The 15,965-nt window shown below is 57.0% G+C and carries 14 protein-coding genes; 7 read left to right on the top strand and 7 right to left on the bottom strand.

What is annotated here, in order from left to right; genetic code table 11:
- Nucleotides 1-111: 111 nt before the first annotated feature.
- On the top strand, nt 112-474 hold the full coding sequence (locus NHF56_RS03550) for a hypothetical protein (protein WP_252801613.1): 363 nt from the start codon (nt 112-114) through the stop codon (nt 472-474).
- A 50-nt stretch (nt 475-524) separates the two neighbouring features.
- On the opposite strand, the gene purU is transcribed toward NHF56_RS03550, so the two are convergent.
- From purU to doeA, 4 genes are all read right to left on the bottom strand, one after another.
- Nucleotides 525-1,409: a formyltetrahydrofolate deformylase gene (gene purU, locus NHF56_RS03545; RefSeq protein WP_252801610.1), complete on the bottom strand. Its 885-nt coding sequence runs from the start codon at nt 1,407-1,409 to the stop codon at nt 525-527.
- A gap of 176 nt (nt 1,410-1,585) precedes the next feature.
- Nucleotides 1,586-2,302: a GntR family transcriptional regulator gene (locus tag NHF56_RS03540; RefSeq protein WP_252801608.1), complete on the bottom strand. Its 717-nt coding sequence runs from the start codon at nt 2,300-2,302 to the stop codon at nt 1,586-1,588.
- Nucleotides 2,299-3,474, bottom strand: a complete 1,176-nt coding sequence (argE, locus tag NHF56_RS03535; protein WP_252801606.1) for an acetylornithine deacetylase — start codon at nt 3,472-3,474, stop codon at nt 2,299-2,301. The genes NHF56_RS03540 and argE overlap by 4 nt, the downstream gene beginning before the upstream one ends.
- 4 nt (nt 3,475-3,478) lie before the next feature.
- Nucleotides 3,479-4,663, bottom strand: a complete 1,185-nt coding sequence (gene doeA, locus NHF56_RS03530) for an ectoine hydrolase DoeA (RefSeq protein WP_252801603.1) — start codon at nt 4,661-4,663, stop codon at nt 3,479-3,481.
- A 137-nt stretch (nt 4,664-4,800) separates the two neighbouring features.
- Between doeA and eutB the strand changes: the two genes are divergently transcribed.
- The 5 genes from eutB to NHF56_RS03505 all read left to right on the top strand — a co-directional run bounded on the left by eutB (nt 4,801) and on the right by NHF56_RS03505 (nt 10,361).
- Nucleotides 4,801-5,808, top strand: coding sequence for a hydroxyectoine utilization dehydratase EutB (eutB, locus tag NHF56_RS03525; protein ID WP_252801601.1), 1,008 nt, complete (start codon nt 4,801-4,803; stop codon nt 5,806-5,808).
- Nucleotides 5,798-6,793, top strand: a complete 996-nt coding sequence (locus NHF56_RS03520) for a cyclodeaminase (protein ID WP_252801598.1) — start codon at nt 5,798-5,800, stop codon at nt 6,791-6,793. Before eutB ends, NHF56_RS03520 begins: the two co-directional genes overlap by 11 nt.
- Nucleotides 6,794-6,820: 27 nt before the next feature.
- Nucleotides 6,821-7,333, top strand: coding sequence for an Lrp/AsnC family transcriptional regulator (locus NHF56_RS03515; RefSeq protein ID WP_252801597.1), 513 nt, complete (start codon nt 6,821-6,823; stop codon nt 7,331-7,333).
- 90 nt (nt 7,334-7,423) lie between these two features.
- Nucleotides 7,424-8,920 carry an NAD-dependent succinate-semialdehyde dehydrogenase gene (locus NHF56_RS03510; RefSeq protein WP_252801596.1) on the top strand — a complete coding sequence of 499 codons (1,497 nt, stop codon included), beginning with the start codon at nt 7,424-7,426 and terminating at the stop codon, nt 8,918-8,920.
- Between the two features lie 73 nt (nt 8,921-8,993).
- Nucleotides 8,994-10,361, top strand: coding sequence for an aspartate aminotransferase family protein (locus NHF56_RS03505; RefSeq protein WP_252801595.1), 1,368 nt, complete (start codon nt 8,994-8,996; stop codon nt 10,359-10,361).
- An 88-nt stretch (nt 10,362-10,449) separates the two neighbouring features.
- Here NHF56_RS03505 and NHF56_RS03500 read toward each other — a convergent pair whose 3' ends face one another.
- From NHF56_RS03500 to NHF56_RS03490, 3 genes are all read right to left on the bottom strand, one after another.
- On the bottom strand, nt 10,450-11,739 hold the full coding sequence (locus tag NHF56_RS03500; RefSeq protein ID WP_252801594.1) for a glycosyltransferase: 1,290 nt from the start codon (nt 11,737-11,739) through the stop codon (nt 10,450-10,452).
- A 76-nt stretch (nt 11,740-11,815) separates the two neighbouring features.
- Nucleotides 11,816-12,550 carry an HAD-IIB family hydrolase gene (locus NHF56_RS03495; RefSeq protein WP_252801593.1) on the bottom strand — a complete coding sequence of 245 codons (735 nt, stop codon included), beginning with the start codon at nt 12,548-12,550 and terminating at the stop codon, nt 11,816-11,818.
- Nucleotides 12,550-14,088 (bottom strand): glycosyl hydrolase, encoded by a 1,539-nt coding sequence (locus NHF56_RS03490; RefSeq protein WP_252801592.1) that lies wholly within the window; start codon nt 14,086-14,088, stop codon nt 12,550-12,552. The genes NHF56_RS03495 and NHF56_RS03490 overlap by 1 nt, the downstream gene beginning before the upstream one ends.
- Before the next feature lie 200 nt (nt 14,089-14,288).
- Here NHF56_RS03490 and NHF56_RS03485 point away from each other — a divergent pair, with 200 nt between their 5' ends.
- Nucleotides 14,289-15,905 (top strand): GMC family oxidoreductase, encoded by a 1,617-nt coding sequence (locus tag NHF56_RS03485; RefSeq protein WP_252801591.1) that lies wholly within the window; start codon nt 14,289-14,291, stop codon nt 15,903-15,905.
- Nucleotides 15,906-15,965 lie beyond the last annotated feature (60 nt).

Raw genomic sequence — 15,965 nt, 5'->3', positions numbered from 1 at the left:
CCGCAATTCTTTGCTATCAATCCCTCAAATCGAACGATCACGCGGCGATTCGGGAGGGGATCAAAGTTGCTCGAGAATGCATTCAGACAGGCAGCATTTTGCAGCCAGAACATGAAATCAAACAGTCACATGCCCGCAAACCTGCTTCATCACGCCTTCTGGATATCGCTCGCAACGCTCTCGGCTACAGCCACCTTCGCAGAAGAGATAAAGTCACCCGTCAAAGCCACGAAAAGCGAGATTGCCGCATTCGTGGCGGCAGACCTCGATAAATCGATCACGCTGACCGCCGAGGAGTTCAAGGCATTTGTCGACAAGATGGCAGAAGACGGTGAAACCAAGGCCCTGACCATTCGGCTCATGGGCCTCTACAATTACGCATTCAAGAAAATCGACAAAAACATCGACGGTGTTGTCACGCCGCAGGAATTGCGCAGTGCCAACGACGACTACAAGCGTACAGCAGGCAACTAATACCAGCCTTAGTGGATTGGGCCCGATCCAGAGATCGAGCCCAACTCAAATCAGCCCATACGCTCGGACTTATAGGAGCCCGGGCTCGGCGGGAACACCACCGTGCGATTGCCGTTGATGAAGGTCGAGTGATGGATATGCGCATGGATGGCGCGCGCCAGAACCTGGCTTTCCACATCACGGCCAATCGATACGTAATCGTCTGCCGACTGCGCGTGCGTGATGCGGGCAACGTCCTGCTCAATGATCGGACCTTCGTCGAGATCAGCCGTCACATAATGCGCAGTGGCGCCAATCAGCTTTACACCGCGCTCATAAGCCTGCTTATAAGGGTTTGCGCCCTTGAAGGAGGGCAGGAACGAGTGGTGAATGTTGATGATCCGGCCTGACATCTTCTTGCAAAGCGCATCCGAAAGGATCTGCATATAGCGGGCGAGAACCACCAGCTCGGCACCGGAATCTTCCACAATCTGCATCAGCTGCGCTTCGGCCTGCGGCTTGTTTTCCTTCGTCACCTTGATGTGGTGGAAGGGTAGATCGTGGTTCACGACAATCTTCTGATAGGTCATGTGGTTGGAAACGACGCCCACAATATCGATCGGCAGCGCCCCGATCTTCCAGCGATAGAGCAGATCGTTCAGGCAGTGGCCGAAATTGGAGACCATCAGGAGAACCTTCATCCGGTCGGCGCTGTCGTAAAACTGCTGCTCCATCCCGAATTTCTCGGCGATCGGCTCAAAGCCAGCCGATAGATCATCAAGCGAAACACCGCCCTCGGAGATGAAGGAAACGCGTGTAAAGAACATACCGGTATCCAGGTCATCGAACTGGGAGCTATCGACAATGTTGCATTCGTTATCTGCAAGATAGCCCGAAATCGCAGCAACAATGCCGCGGGTGGACTTGCATTTAACGGTCAAAACATAACTTTTCATTCTTCTGCTCGCTCCCAATGTTTCCCGAGGCGCTGCCCCGTTTGCGATCTCGCTAATCTAGTCAAGACCAGAAAAGTCGCCTCCTCAAAAACGACCTTGGTTTTTCCGCTCGCGAAATGACCCTGACTTGGCGTGACAGTCAAGCAAAATGTATACAATTTTTGCCGGAACAAACCTCAGACGCCCGTTCGGGCATAATCCTGCAGGCGGGTATAACCCATGGAAAGGTGCGCGCGGCGCAGAAGTGCCGCCGCCTTTATATCACCGATCCGCACGGCATTGACGATGCCGATCACCTCACTGCAGAACACAGCAACCTCATTCGCGAGATTATCGGCCGGAACAAGGGTCAGCCAGATACGGCAGGTCTGATAGAACAGCTTCTCGGACACTTCTTTCAGTGGCTCATTTTCGGTGAGAGACTGAAACGCATGAAAGAAGTCGATATTGAGCCGCGCGAAGCCGTCAAGACTGGGCTCCCGCTGTAGGTCTTCAGCACGTCGCCGCATGGTCTCGAACAGGCTCTGCACATCCCGGTCTGGGGTGCGCGGCATAAGCTTGCCCACCAGCTCATTCAGCTCCATCCGCAACTGATAGACCTGGCCCAGTTTGTCGATATCGACATCCGTCACGATGGTGCCCACGCCATGCGCGGACCGCAACAGCCCATCAGCTTCCAAAATCTTGAGCGCCTTGCGCAAGGGCGAACGGCTGACACCGAATTCCGCCGCCAGCGCCTCCTCGCTCAAGCGCATGCCGGGATGATAGACCAGCATGGAAATGCGGTCCCGCAAGGTGGAATACATGATCTCGAAGCGCGCCTGCGCATTGCTGGCATGTTCCAGTGTGGCAATCAGCCCAACGATGGCGCCGTCTTTTTCCTCAACAGTCATGCCGCCTTTACCAGATAGGATTTCAAACCCTCTAGCATATTAAGACAGGCCTGCAACTGTTCGCCCGAAATGAATTCATCGGGCTGATGCGCCTGCGAAATCGACCCCGGCCCGCAAACCACGACCGACATGCCAAGCGATTGAAACAAACCTGCTTCTGTGCCGAAGGCCACGACATCGCACAGCCTGTCACCGGTCAAAGCCGTCACGATATCGCGCGCCTCATTGCGATCTGCCACCTGCAGCCCTTCGACCTCGCCGATGATTTCCGTGGTGATATCAGCCTCTTCGAAAACCGCCTGCATGCCCGGCAGAAGCTCTTCGCGGCAAAACTGCTCCAGCTCCGCCTTCACCCAATCGCCATCCTCAGGTCGAACGGGCCGCATTTCCCATTCCACTTCGCAGCGCCGTGCAATCACATTGCGCGCCGAGCCGCCTTCGATCCGCCCCACCTGAACCGTGGTCCATGGCGGCGAAAAACGGTTGCCCGCAGCATGCGGCGCCTTCTTCAGTTCCTCGCCCAGAACCAGAAGCCGGTTCATAAACTTGGCGGCATAATGGATGGCGTTCACACCCTTGTCGGGTTCGGAACCGTGACCGTCCGTGCCGTGAAAACAGGTCGTATATTCATAGCAACCCTTGTGCCCTTCAATAACCCGCATCATGGTCGGTTCGCCGATAATGCAGACAGACGGCTTCACATCGCCCTGACGCAATTCGTCGGCCAGCTGGCGCGCACCCAGGCATCCCACCTCTTCATCATAGGTGAGTGCGATATGCACGGGGCGCGCAAGATCAAGCTTTGCATAGTCCGGCAGGATGGCCAGCACTGCGGCGATAAAACCTTTCATGTCGCAGGTGCCACGACCGTAATAAAGCCCGTCCGCCTCCCGCAATTCAAAAGGATCACTGGTCCACTCGCTCGGATCGACAGGCACGACATCCGTATGACCGGAAAGCACAATGCCGCCCGGCACATCCGGCCCGATGGAGGCAAAAAGATTGGCCTTTTGCCCCGATATGTCGTTGGAAATGGTCAGCCGTGCGCCAAGGTCACTCAAAACCTTGGCCGCATAGGTGATCAAGGCCAGATTGCCGTCCGACGAAACAGTCGGGAAAGCAATCAACCGTTCCAGGATTGCGACGGTTTCATCAAACAGCGTGTTCGACACCGGCTCAATCCTTCACATAGAGCGCACGCGGACGGTTGCAGAAACACTCAGCCGGACCGCTTTCCTTGATGAGGATGCTTTCGGTGATTTCCAGTCCCCAGCCGTCCATCCACAGACCCGGCATGAAGTGGAAAGTCATGCCCGGCTTCAGCAGGGTCGTATCCTCGTCGCGGATGGAGATGGTGCGCTCGCCCCAATCCGGCGGATAGGAAATACCGATCGGGTAGCCCGCTCGCGCGCCGCGTTCAATGCCTGCGGCCTCCAGCGGCTTGGCCAGCGCACGATAGATATCGCCGGCCATATTGCCGGCCTTTGCCGCTTCCAGCCCCGCCTCAAGCCCTTCAACCAGCGCCTTTTCCGCATCTAGAAGAAACTGCGGCGGCTTGCCGAGAAAGACAGTCCGGCAGAAAGGCGCATGGTAACGGCGGAAGCAGCCGGAGATTTCAAAGAAGGTCGCCTCGCCCTCTTCCATGAAACGCGCATCCCACGTCAGGTGCGGCGCAGAGGCATCCGCCCCACTCGGCAAAAGCGGCACGATGGCGGGATAATCCCCCCACGCATCGTCAAGACCGCGAATGGCGTCGCCATAGATTTCCGCGACCAGATCGGCTTTCCTGACCCCCGGCTTGGAGCGTTCGAACACGCCGTCAATGATCTTTTCCGAAATCCGCGCCGCCTTGCGCATGAAGACGATTTCCTCATCCGACTTCACGGCACGCTGCCAGTTCACCAGACCCGTCGCATCAATGAACTTCGCATTCGGCAGGGTTTCGGTCAGCGTCAGATAGGCCTTGGCGGAAAAATAGTAGTTTTCGAGTTCCACGCCGATCTTCTTGGACGCGTAGCCCTTTCCGGAAAGAATGGAGGCGAGCACCTGCATCGGGTGACGCTCGGTCGATTGCACGTAGTTGTCCACGTAGAATTCAACCCGGCTGTCATCCATCCACACGGTGCGCTTGGCGCCATTGGCATCCTGCCGCCTGCCCCACCAGATCGGGTCTTCGTCATGAAAAACAATGACGCCCTGGTGAACATAGAAAGACCAGCCGTCATAACCTGTAAGCCAGGCCATATTGGAGGGATCTTCGATAAACAGAACATCAATGCCCCGTCTGGACATATCCGCGCGCACAAGTTCAAGGCGTCGCTGATATTCGGCAGAGCTGAAAGGGAGATCGGCACCAGGCATTTCAAAAAACCTCCAACGGATATATTTGTACACAACTGTTTACGAGAGCATTCAAAAATGCAAGAATTATCTTTGTAGAGACCCTAAATTTCCTCTTCAATATTCATGTCGTACACAAATAACGATGCGAGGTGGCCATGACGCTTTCCATGTCCGATATTCTGGCCGCCAGAAAGACAATTTCCGGCAAGGTGATACGCGCGCCGCTTCTGCCCTCTCGCTATTTCTCCGAGAGAGCCGGCGCGCCTTTCTTCATGAAGATGGAAACAATGCAGCCGACAGGCGCGTTCAAACTGCGCGGTGCCACAAATGCCGCATTGAACGCACCTGAGGGAACCACCAAACTGACCTGCTGCTCAACCGGAAACCATGGCCGCGCTGTTGCCCATGCCGCCCACACACTCGGCCTGCAAGCCACCATTTGCATGTCATCGCTCGTTCCAAAGGCCAAGGTGGACGGCATCATCGCGCTGGGTGCGCAAGCACATATCAAAGGCAGGAGCCAGGACGAGGCACTGGCAGAATGCCGCAGATTGAGCCAAAGCGAAGGCGTCTACGAGATCCCTCCCTTTGATCACCCTCTCGTCATTGCCGGACAAGGAACCATAGGCCTCGAAATGCTGGAAGACCAGCCGGATATGGCTGCCATCCTCGTCCCGCTGTCGGGCGGCGGACTGGCTGCAGGTGTTGCACTGGCTGCAAAATCCATAAACCCGAAGATCAAGGTCATCGGCATTACGATGGAGCGCGGTGCAGCCATGTTTGCCTCTGTTCAGGCAGGCCGCCCCGTGGAGGTGGAGGAAGTGGCAAGCCTTGCCGATTCGCTCGGTGGCGGTATCGGGCTCGACAATCAACTGACCTTCACCATGTGCCGCGATCTTCTGGACGACATCATTCTCGTCTCGGAAGATGAAATCTACCACGCGCAGCAAGCGCTTTATTATGAGGAAGCGCAGGTTGCCGAAGGCGCCTCCGTTGTTGGCATTGCCGCACTGCTGGCAGGCAAGTTGCCAATAATAAACGGTCCTATCGGCACAATTATAACAGGTCGCAACCTCGACATGGGCGACTTCACCCGTATCATCGCAGGCGAAGATATCACGCTTGGAAACGATCATCTGAAAGGCCGGCCCTATGCCCCATGACATCAGACTTCTGACGGAAACCGAACTGCGCAAGGTGATCCGCCTCGACATGGAAGTCGTCGATTGCGTGGAGGCAGCCTTCGCAGCGCTCGCCACCGGCAAGGTTGTCATGCCGCCGGTCCTGTCCATGGCCCTGCACGACATCAATGCAGAGGTGGATGTGAAAACGGCCTATGTGCCGGGTTTCGACGGTTTTGCCATCAAGGTGAGCCCCGGCTTCTTCAACAATCCCGCCCTCGGCCTGCCAAGCCTCAACGGCCTGATGATCCTGCTTTCGGCAAAGACCGGCCTGGTCGAGGCCATCTTTCTCGACAACGGCTATCTCACCGATATCCGAACCGCAGCAGCCGGTGCGGTCGCCGCCAAACACCTGGCACCCGCACATGTAGAAACAATCGGAATCATGGGCACCGGCGTCCAAGCGCGTCTGCAGCTTGAGGCCGCACTCCTTGTCCGACCGGCAGAAAACGTGCTGATCTGGGGCCGTGATGTTACCAAGGCAACCATGCTGGCAGGTGAAATATCAGAAGAACTCGGCCTTGTGGCGCGACCCACCCACGACCCGATCCACCTTCTCACACAAAGCCAGCTTGTGGTGACGACGACACCTGCCACAAGCCCCATTCTCACCGAAGCCGGGCTTCATCCCGGCCTGCACATCACCGCCATGGGCTCCGATCAGGAGGGCAAGAACGAAATTGCGCCTGGGCTTTTCGCAGAGGCAAGCAAGGTGATCTGCGACCGCATTTCACAATGCGAATTGCTGGGCGAATTGAGATCGGCGCTGGAGGCCGGGACGCTTCAAGGCACCGAACATGTCGTTGAAATCGGCGATATCATTGCGGGCAAGAAGGCAGGCCGCGTCAGCGAAAACGATATTACCATCTGCGACCTCACCGGCACGGGCGTGCAGGACACGGCCATTGCCACGCTGGCCCTTAAAAAGGCAACCGAGGCAAATGCCGGTTCGGCCATCACGGCCTGATATGTTGGTAACTGGAAATTCTGCCACATGCTGAGACTAGACGACCGTGACCTCGAAATCCTGAGAGTGCTGGCGAGTGAAGCCCGCATTTCCAAGGCCGACCTCGCCAAACGCATCAATCTAAGTCCCAGCCCCTGCTGGAAACGGTTGGAGCGGCTGGAAAAGGCGGGCGTGATTGAAGGTTATCGCGCCGAGGTGAGCCTGAAGAAGCTCGCCCCGCATGTCATCGTTTTCGTCACGATTGAGCTGAAGCATCACCGCACGGAATATTTCCAGAAGTTCGAGCGCTTCATCCGCGATATCGAACAGGTGACAGGCTGCTGGGCGCTTGGCGGCGGTGTTGATTATCTCATGCAGATCACCGCCCGCGATATCGACAGCTACCAGCGGCTGATTGATCGTCTGCTCGACAGTGATCTGGGTGTCGAACGCTATTTCACCTATATCGTCACCAAGGCGGTCAAATCGAGTGGCCCGCCCTTGAAACAGCTTCTCGATGGCTTCCTGACGAATGATCCGTCTGCAATCGACGAGGATTAAGAAAGAAATCGCATTTCTTTCGCCCAATCTTGCTCGTTTCGTTCCCGTCTTTCCCTGCACAATACCAGGCAATGAACGGAGCAAGAAACCATGCAGACAAACGCAATTGAAGGCGCGCCCCTCGCCAATTCGCTTTTCGCGCAGATCGGCAACAAACACCTGATCCGCAGCTTTGGTTATATGGGTGGACGCTGGGTCGATGCAGAGGACAGCACAACTTTTGCCGTGAGCGATCCCGCAGACGAAAGCTGGATTGGCGACGTGGCCAAATTGACAGCCACGCAGGCAAGGCAAGCCGTCGATAGCGCTGACGAAGCCTTTGCCGCATGGTCGCGCCTGCTGCCGCAGGCCCGCGCCCTGCACCTGAAAAAATGGCACGCTCTGATCCTCGAAAATCGCGAAGACCTCGCCCGCATCATGACCCGCGAACAGGGAAAACCTTTGTCGGAAGCACGTGGCGAGATCGACTATGCCGCTTCCTTCGTGGAATTCTACGCCGAAGAAGCCAAGCGCCCGAACATCGAAAGCGTGACCTCGCATCTGCCGGATGCGGAAATGGAAGTCTGGCGCGAGCCGGTCGGTGTGGCAGCCCTGGTCACGCCGTGGAATTTCCCCTGCGCCATGATCACGCGCAAGGCCGCAGCAGCTCTGGCGGCAGGCTGCACTGTCGTGGTCCATCCAAGCGCTGAAACACCCTATAGCGCCCTTGCCTTGGCCGAACTCGCAGACAAGGCCGGTATCCCTGCAGGTGTCTTCAATGTTATCACCGGCTCAGCCCCGGAAATCGTCGGTGCGTGGATGAAAGACAATCGCGTGCGCGCCGTGTCGTTTACCGGCTCCACCGGCATTGGCCGCCTTCTCTATTCTCAAGGAGCAGACACGGTCAAACGGCTGGTCCTCGAACTCGGCGGCCATGCCCCATTCATCGTCTTTTCCGACGCCGATATCGAAAAGGCCGTCGACCAAGCCATTGCAGCAAAATTCGCCACATCCGGCCAGGATTGCCTTGCCGCCAACCGCTTTTATGTTCAGCGTCCCGTTTACGATGCCTTCTGCAAGGCCTTTGCCGAACGCACCTCAGCACTAACGGTCGGCCCCGGCATGAATGACTGCGACATCGGCCCGCTGATGAACAAATCCGCCTTTACCAAACAGGCAGAGCATGTGGAAGACGCCGTTCAAAAAGGCGCGAAACTCCTCACGGGCGGCAAGCGCCATGCAGCAGGCGCGCTCTTCTACGAGCCAACCGTCTTGAAAGACGTGAGCGACGACGCGCTGATCTTCAACGAGGAAACCTTCGGCCCTGTGGCCGGCATTGCCCCCTTCGACGACGAGGCTGAGGTCGTAAGACGCGCCAATAATACCGAATATGGGCTCGTCGCCTATCTCCACACCCGCGACCCTGGCCGCATCTACCGCATCAGCCGCGCCCTTCAGTTCGGCATGGTCGCGGTCAACCGCACCAAGGTCACCGGTGCGCCCATTCCCTTTGGCGGCATGAAACAGAGCGGCATTGGTCGCGAAGGCGCACGCCTCGGCATGGAGGCCTTTACCGAGGTCAAATATGTCTGCCGCGACTGGGGCTAAGCCGGAATTCAAACGAGCCGGAGAAACCCGGCAACAGATTACGAACCACGATTGAACAGAAAGTGAGATTGCCATGCTGACCAACGACCAGCTTGATAAATGGGACCGCGAGAACTTTTTCCATCCCTCCACCCACCTTGCCCAGCATGCGCGCGGCGAAAGCCCGAACCGCATCGTCACCGGCGGCTCCGGCGTCTTCATCGAGGATCGCGACGGCAACAAGCTGCTCGACGCATTCGCCGGTCTTTATTGCGTCAATGTCGGTTATGGCCGCACGGAGATTTCAGACGCCATTGCCGAACAGGCCAAGGAACTCGCCTATTACCACGCCTATGTCGGCCATGGCACGGAAGCATCGATAACCCTTGCCAAGATGGTGATGGAACGCGCGCCGAAAAACATGTCCAAGGTCTATTTCGGCCTCGGTGGTTCGGATGCCAACGAAACCAACATCAAGCTCGTCTGGTACTACAACAACATTCTCGGCCGCCCGGAAAAGAAGAAGATCATCTCCCGCTGGCGCGGTTACCACGGGTCTGGCCTTATGACCGGCTCGCTGACCGGACTTGAGCTGTTCCACAAGAAGTTCGACCTGCCGCTGGACAAGGTTCACCACACAATCGCACCGGATTATTTCCGCCGCGACGACCTTTCCATGTCGGAAGCCGATTTTGTCGCCCATTGCGCCGACGAACTGGAAGCGCTGATCACTCGCGAAGGGCCTGACACGATTGCCGCCTTTATCGGCGAACCCGCCCTCGGCACCGGCGGCCTCACCCCGCCACCTGCTGGCTATTGGGCCGCCATCCAGAAGGTTCTCAAGAAATACGACATCCTGCTCATTGCCGATGAAGTCGTCACCGGCTTCGGCCGTCTCGGCTCCATGTTCGGCTCCCTGCACTACGATATCGAACCCGATTTCATCACCATCGCCAAAGGCCTGACGTCTGCATATGCGCCGCTCTCCGGCTCCATCGTGTCGGACCGCGTCTGGAAGGTGCTGGAACAGGGAACCGACGAATTCGGCGCCATCGGTCATGGCTGGACCTATTCGGCCCACCCGATTGGAGCTGCTGCCGGTATCGCCAACCTCAAGCTGGTCGATAGTCTCGGCCTCGTTGACAACGCGGGCAAGACGGGCGCGTATCTCAAGAACGCACTGAAGGACGCGCTCGGCGAACATGCCAATGTCGGCGATATTCGCGGCGAAGGCCTGCTCTGCGCAGTTGAATTTGTCGAAGACCGCAGTGACCGCAAATTCTTTGATCCGTCGAAGAAGATCGGCTATGCGCTGGCTGCTGCCCTTCTAAAGGAAGGCGTGATCGGACGCGCCATGCCGCAAGGTGACATTATCGGCTTTGCCCCGCCACTTTGCATCAGCGAAAGCGAAGTCGACCATGTGGTCTCAGCCTTCAAGAAAGCAGTTGATAGCGTGCTTTAAAACAAAAAAAGCCTGCCGGGATGCGCATTGCGAACCCGGCAGGCCTTTTCTCAACTGAACCACAGCACGGCAGCTTCAGGCTTCAACCTCAAATCACATCATCGGCTTGATAAGCGTCGTAACGGCCTTTGAAATGCTCAAAAATCTGCAGCGTGCGCCGCGCAATGCCGGTCCAGCCGAAAGCGCGGCGGGCAAAGCGGGCTCCTTCGACGGCAAGCGTATCGCGCAGCCATGGATATTGCATCGGCAGGTTCACCATCGCCGCAAACTCTTCCGGCCGCCTCGGGTCAGCCACAAGCGCATGACGCCCGAACTCGATCTGCTCGTAAAGTCCGCCATGAACCGTCACCACGGTTGGCGTGCCGCAAGCCATCGCCTCCACCGCCGTCATGCCGAAGGGTTCATAACGTGAGGGCAGTGCAAAAACACCCGGCGCGCGATAGCTGTCGGCAAGGTCTGCGTCTTCGACATAACCGCGCCAACTGATCAGGTCCATTACACCGGCTTCTGACGCAATCTGTTTATACTGATCGAGAAGGGCAATATCGCTGTCGGAATTTGCACCCGCCGCCAGCACAAGGCGTGCATCCGGCTGCATATTGCGCAGATGCACCATCGCCTGGATCATCAGGTCATAACCCTTGTTTTCGGCTGCACGGCCCATCATGAAGACATCGTTCGGCCCAAGGTCCAGACGTCTGCGCGCAGCCTCAACCTTATCAGGCGTGGTCGGCGTAAAACGGCCTTCGTCGATACCAGGCGGAATGAATGTGATATGATCTGTGGGAAGCTGATAGTGTTCGGCGATCAACTCCGCCTGCTGCTCGCTCGTGGCAATCACGTGATCGCAGTTTCGATAAAGAATGAATTCCTTCTGAATACGTTCTTCAAATCGGTATCCGGCAATTTCATCTTCATCGGCACCCTGCATATCATGCTGTTTCCACCAGCCCAGCGAATGCGGGGTGTGAACATGGGGAATTTGCAATTCTTCGGCTATCTTCTGGCCGCTGACACCGGCATCCCAGTAATGGCTGTTGACCACATCGTAGCTCAGATTGCGGGCGCGAATAGCCGCCAGCGCATTGGTAACGAAATCGCCGTACCAATCGTGCATATCTTCTTTTCGAATAAAATCTTTGCCGCCAAACGGGATGCGCACAACGCGCAGATTATCGTTGATGACATCTTCCGCCGGCTGGTCTTCAAACTGACGTGTCATCACGTCCACTTTGTAACCCAGCCTTGCAAACCGCTTTGCCAATTCCAGAACGAATACAACCTGACCTCCCGTATCCGGCTTGCCGAGTTCGGGCGAACCGGCAACATAGCCATGCAGGGAGATCATCAACAACGAACCGCTATTTGTTTTTTCCATCTTTATTTTCCGCATCGCCAGAGGCGAAACAAACACTCCTTTTAGGTTTCAATTTCACATTTTAGGTTTCAATTTCTCATTCAGATAAGACGCCATGCGCCAAGAGCCCCTCCAACACGCCGCCGGCGTAGTTGGCTCTGGCGTGATACGTCTTGAAACGCGGCATGACCGCAAGAAGTTCCGCACGCGCATTCCCAACCGCAATGGCCACGCCTGCAGCCTCGAACATGGCAAGGTCATTGCCGGAATCACCGGCAGCGACGGTGTTGTCGATACCGATCGCAAAATGCTCCGCCAGATAGCGCATGGCAGCATCCTTGCCGGTGCCGGGGGCAATCAGGTCGAGATCGCTTTTGCCTGAATAGATCGCCTGATAGGGCAAGCCCGCCTCATCGAGTACCGCAAAAACACGCTCCGCGTCTTCGCGCCCCGGCACGTTGAAGCTCGCCTTGCCGGGGGTCTGAAATTCGCTCGCATGCGTCTCAAACCCCATGCCCTCGACAATAGCGGCAATTTTTCCCCGCGGCCAATCGGCAAAACGCTCCCGCCAGCCCGGCAACCATTCACCATCGACGCGTATTTCAGTTCCTAGTCCGGTAATAATCGCGTCGGGTGCGAAGCCCGCCGGAAAATAATCGGCGACCGTGGCATCGACGCTTGCCGAAGGCCGGCTGGAATTGAGGGCAAACCGGACCCGGCCGTCGGTTTCCTCAATCGCCTCACACAGGCGCGCAAGAGCGTCCTGATCACCGGTGAGCGTGTCATCCACGTCGCTCACCAGAAGCCACTGACCGTCCGCACCCGATCCCATCAACTTACACCCTCCTCGTCCACCAGCAGGGTGTGGGTTGCCTCGTAAATCAGCTCTGACCCGAGTTCGGTCACCGGCATGCTGAGCGTTTCGACGACCACATTCTGCACGCCGACAGCGGCAGACTCGACATAAAAGCCGATTTTGCCGCTCAGATAATTTTCATCCACCAGGCTCAAAACCACATAACCACCAATCGAGACCTCGATATAGGCACCGTGCGCCAGAACCTCGATGTCCCAGCTCCCTTCAGGATTGCCCCTAAAGCTCGCTTCCTGCAGCTGCTCATAGCGGAATGCATGCTCGAATTCGGGCGTCGGGTTGGCACCCCAGGCCCGCATCTGCGCCATGCCATTGATGAGATCCAGCGAGAGATAATAGCCATCGCCCTCCTCATTCGTGCGAATGACGAAGCCGCATTTGCCGAGCCCTTCCAGCCTGAACTGACAGCGCAGGCGAAAATCCACATAGTCGTCGGCCAGCAGAAAGGCCTCATAGCCACTGTCGCATTTCAGATGCAGCTCGCCGCCGCGATCCGTGGCCTTAGCATGCGGATTGCCGTAGAGGCGGCCATAGGAATCCGCCGAGCTTGCCATTGTTGTGCTGGTCACCAGCTTGTCAAAGCCGCTGAACGACTTTGCCTTCAAGCGTCCGGTGGGGCCGCGTTTCAGTTCCTTGGGCGGCGGCAGCAACTTTTTCACAACCTCGCGGCCATTGATCGTTTCGGTCTTGGTGAAAAAGTTGAACAGCAGAAGACGGCCATTGTCGCGGCAGATACGCCCCGCATAATTGCCATGCGGCAACAGAACGTTATCGAAATAGTTCTCGTAAGGCCCTTCGATCTTGTCCGCATACCAATAGTGGATCTTGATGTCCTCGCGGATCGAGCCGAGAAGGTAATAACGGCCATCCAGCTTGAAGAGGTTCGGCACCTCGACATCATCGTAGATGAAGGGATGATGCAGCGGCGCTTCAAACTCGAACCTGTCGGTTTCCACTTCGCGTGCGAGCCCAACACAACCACGCCGGATAATGGGGCCCTCTTTCACGCGCGCAGCACTCAAGAGCAGCCGCTCACCACTTTCCGCGTCATGAAAGAAAAACGGATCGCGAAAGCTCACCCAATGGCGTCCCTCGTCAATGCCGGTTTCATAGAGGTCGCCGGAAATCTCCAACGGGTATTTGCCGTGATTGCAGCGTTCCCACCGGTAGAGGTCCCTCGAGCGGGCAAGCCCCACTCTTTGGATACGGCCGAATTCCGAGCGCGCAAGCCCCGTATAAAACATGCGCCACTCGCCAGGCCTGTCCGGATCGGGTGTCACATGCATGGTCCACAACATGTCGTCGTCCCATTCGCCGGGATCGCCGACAAAAAGCGCATTCTTGACACGCCGCCAGGACATGCCGTCCTCGCTCACCGCATGCGCGATGAAATCGTGGTTCGGCAGAACAAGATGGAAAAGGTGATAGAGACCATCGTGATAAACGACGTCCACATCGCCGATATCAGACCTCAGAAAACCGTGAGAGGCATACATTCGCTTAAATTGCCCTCGTCTTTTGCTATTGCAATTGATGTGCCGCTGAAAGTGCGGCGGGCGCAGGCGCCAATCTCTGAAACGAGATCAAGCGCTTATCGGATTACACCATTCACCCCCTGGGGTCAAAAAAGAACCTCTGGGCAAAGCTTCAAAATTGTTGTTCAATGATCAACGTTGAACATCTTTGGGAGGAGAGGATGGAGTTCGATTACGTCATTGCCGGTGGCGGGTCTGCCGGTGCAACGCTTGCTGCTCGCTTGAGCGAGGATCCGAATATCACCGTTTGCCTGATCGAGGCGGGAGGGCGCGGCGATGATATTTTGATCCGCGCGCCAGCCGGTGTCGTGGCCATGTTGCCCGGTCACGGCAAGATTAACAACTGGGCATTCAACACTGTACCGCAACCTGGTTTGAATGGTCGCAGAGGCTATCAGCCACGCGGTCGCGCCCTTGGCGGATCATCTGCCATCAACGCAATGCTTTACGTCCGCGGCCACCGCGCCGACTACGATCATTGGGCCGAACTTGGCTGCACAGGCTGGGACTGGGAGTCGGTCCTGCCCTATTTCAAGCGGTCTGAAAGCAACGAGCGCGGCAGCGATGACTTTCATGGCGCAAGCGGCCCCTTGCAGGTCAGCAACCAGCGCGAGCCCCGTCCTGTCACCGAAGCTTTCATTGAGGCCGCCCAAACACTGCAATACCGTCGGACTGAAGATTTCAACGCCGGCGACAACGAAGGTTTCGGCCTCTATCAGGTGACGCAGTTTCACGATGCCAAACGCCGGGGCGAACGTTGCTCAGCGGCTGCAGCCTATTTGCACCCGATCATGGAAAGCCGCAAAAATCTGAACATCATCACCAAAGCGCGCGCCAAACGCATTGTCTTCGATGGCAAGCGCGCAACCGGCGTCGAATACCGCCAGGGCAGAGAGGATAAGATCGCCAAGGCAAAGCGCGAGGTTCTCGTTTGCGGCGGGGCATTCGGATCACCACAGTTGCTCCAGCTTTCCGGCATCGGGCGCCCCCAGGATATCAGACCGCATGACATTGAAATGCTGCACGAATTGCCAGGTGTCGGGCAGAACCTGCAGGACCATCTCGATTTCGTTATGGGATATAAATCCAAGGATACCGACAATTTCGGGATCGGCGTGAAGGGAACGGTCAACCTGATCAAACATATTCTGCGCTGGCGCAAGGATGGCTCGGGCATGATCGCGACACCCTTTGCCGAGGGAGCAGGCTTCTTCAAGACAAATCCGGCGCTCGCCCTACCCGACGTTCAGCTGCATTTCGTCATTTCCATTGTTGACGATCACGCACGCAAGCTTCACCCCGGTTATGGCTATTCCTGCCATGTCTGCGCGCTGCGTCCCTATTCGCGCGGCGAGGTGACATTGCAATCGGCCGATCCATTGGCTGATCCGGCCATTGATCCGAAATATCTTTCTGACGAACGGGACCTGAAAACCCTGATTGCAGGAGCCAAGGCCACACGCAATATCATGATGGCGGAGCCGTTGGCGAAATACCGCTACAAGGAGCTTTTCGGCGTCAAGGACGGTATGACGGATGCCGATTGGGAAGCACTGATCCGCGCCCGGTCCGACACCATCTATCACCCGGTGGGAACCTGCAAGATGGGCACTGACGATATGTCGGTCGTCGATCCGGAGTTGCGCGTTCGCGGTCTCGAAGGCTTGCGCGTGGTGGATGCCTCCGTCATGCCCACGCTCATCGGCGGCAATACCAACGCACCGACGATCATGATCGCCGAGCGGGCTGCCGACTTGATCAAACAGGCCGCGGCATGAGGCAGAAAAACGCGGACAACGAGGAGGACGCGACGAAAGGCGCATGACTTGAGCCCTTGT

Origin of the sequence: Rhizobium sp. L1K21, assembly GCF_024055895.1 — a bacterium.
In the GTDB taxonomy this organism is placed as follows: domain Bacteria; phylum Pseudomonadota; class Alphaproteobacteria; order Rhizobiales; family Rhizobiaceae; genus Ensifer_A.
Note: the sequence above shows the minus strand (reverse complement) of the source record. Positions and strands in the feature narration are given on the sequence as shown.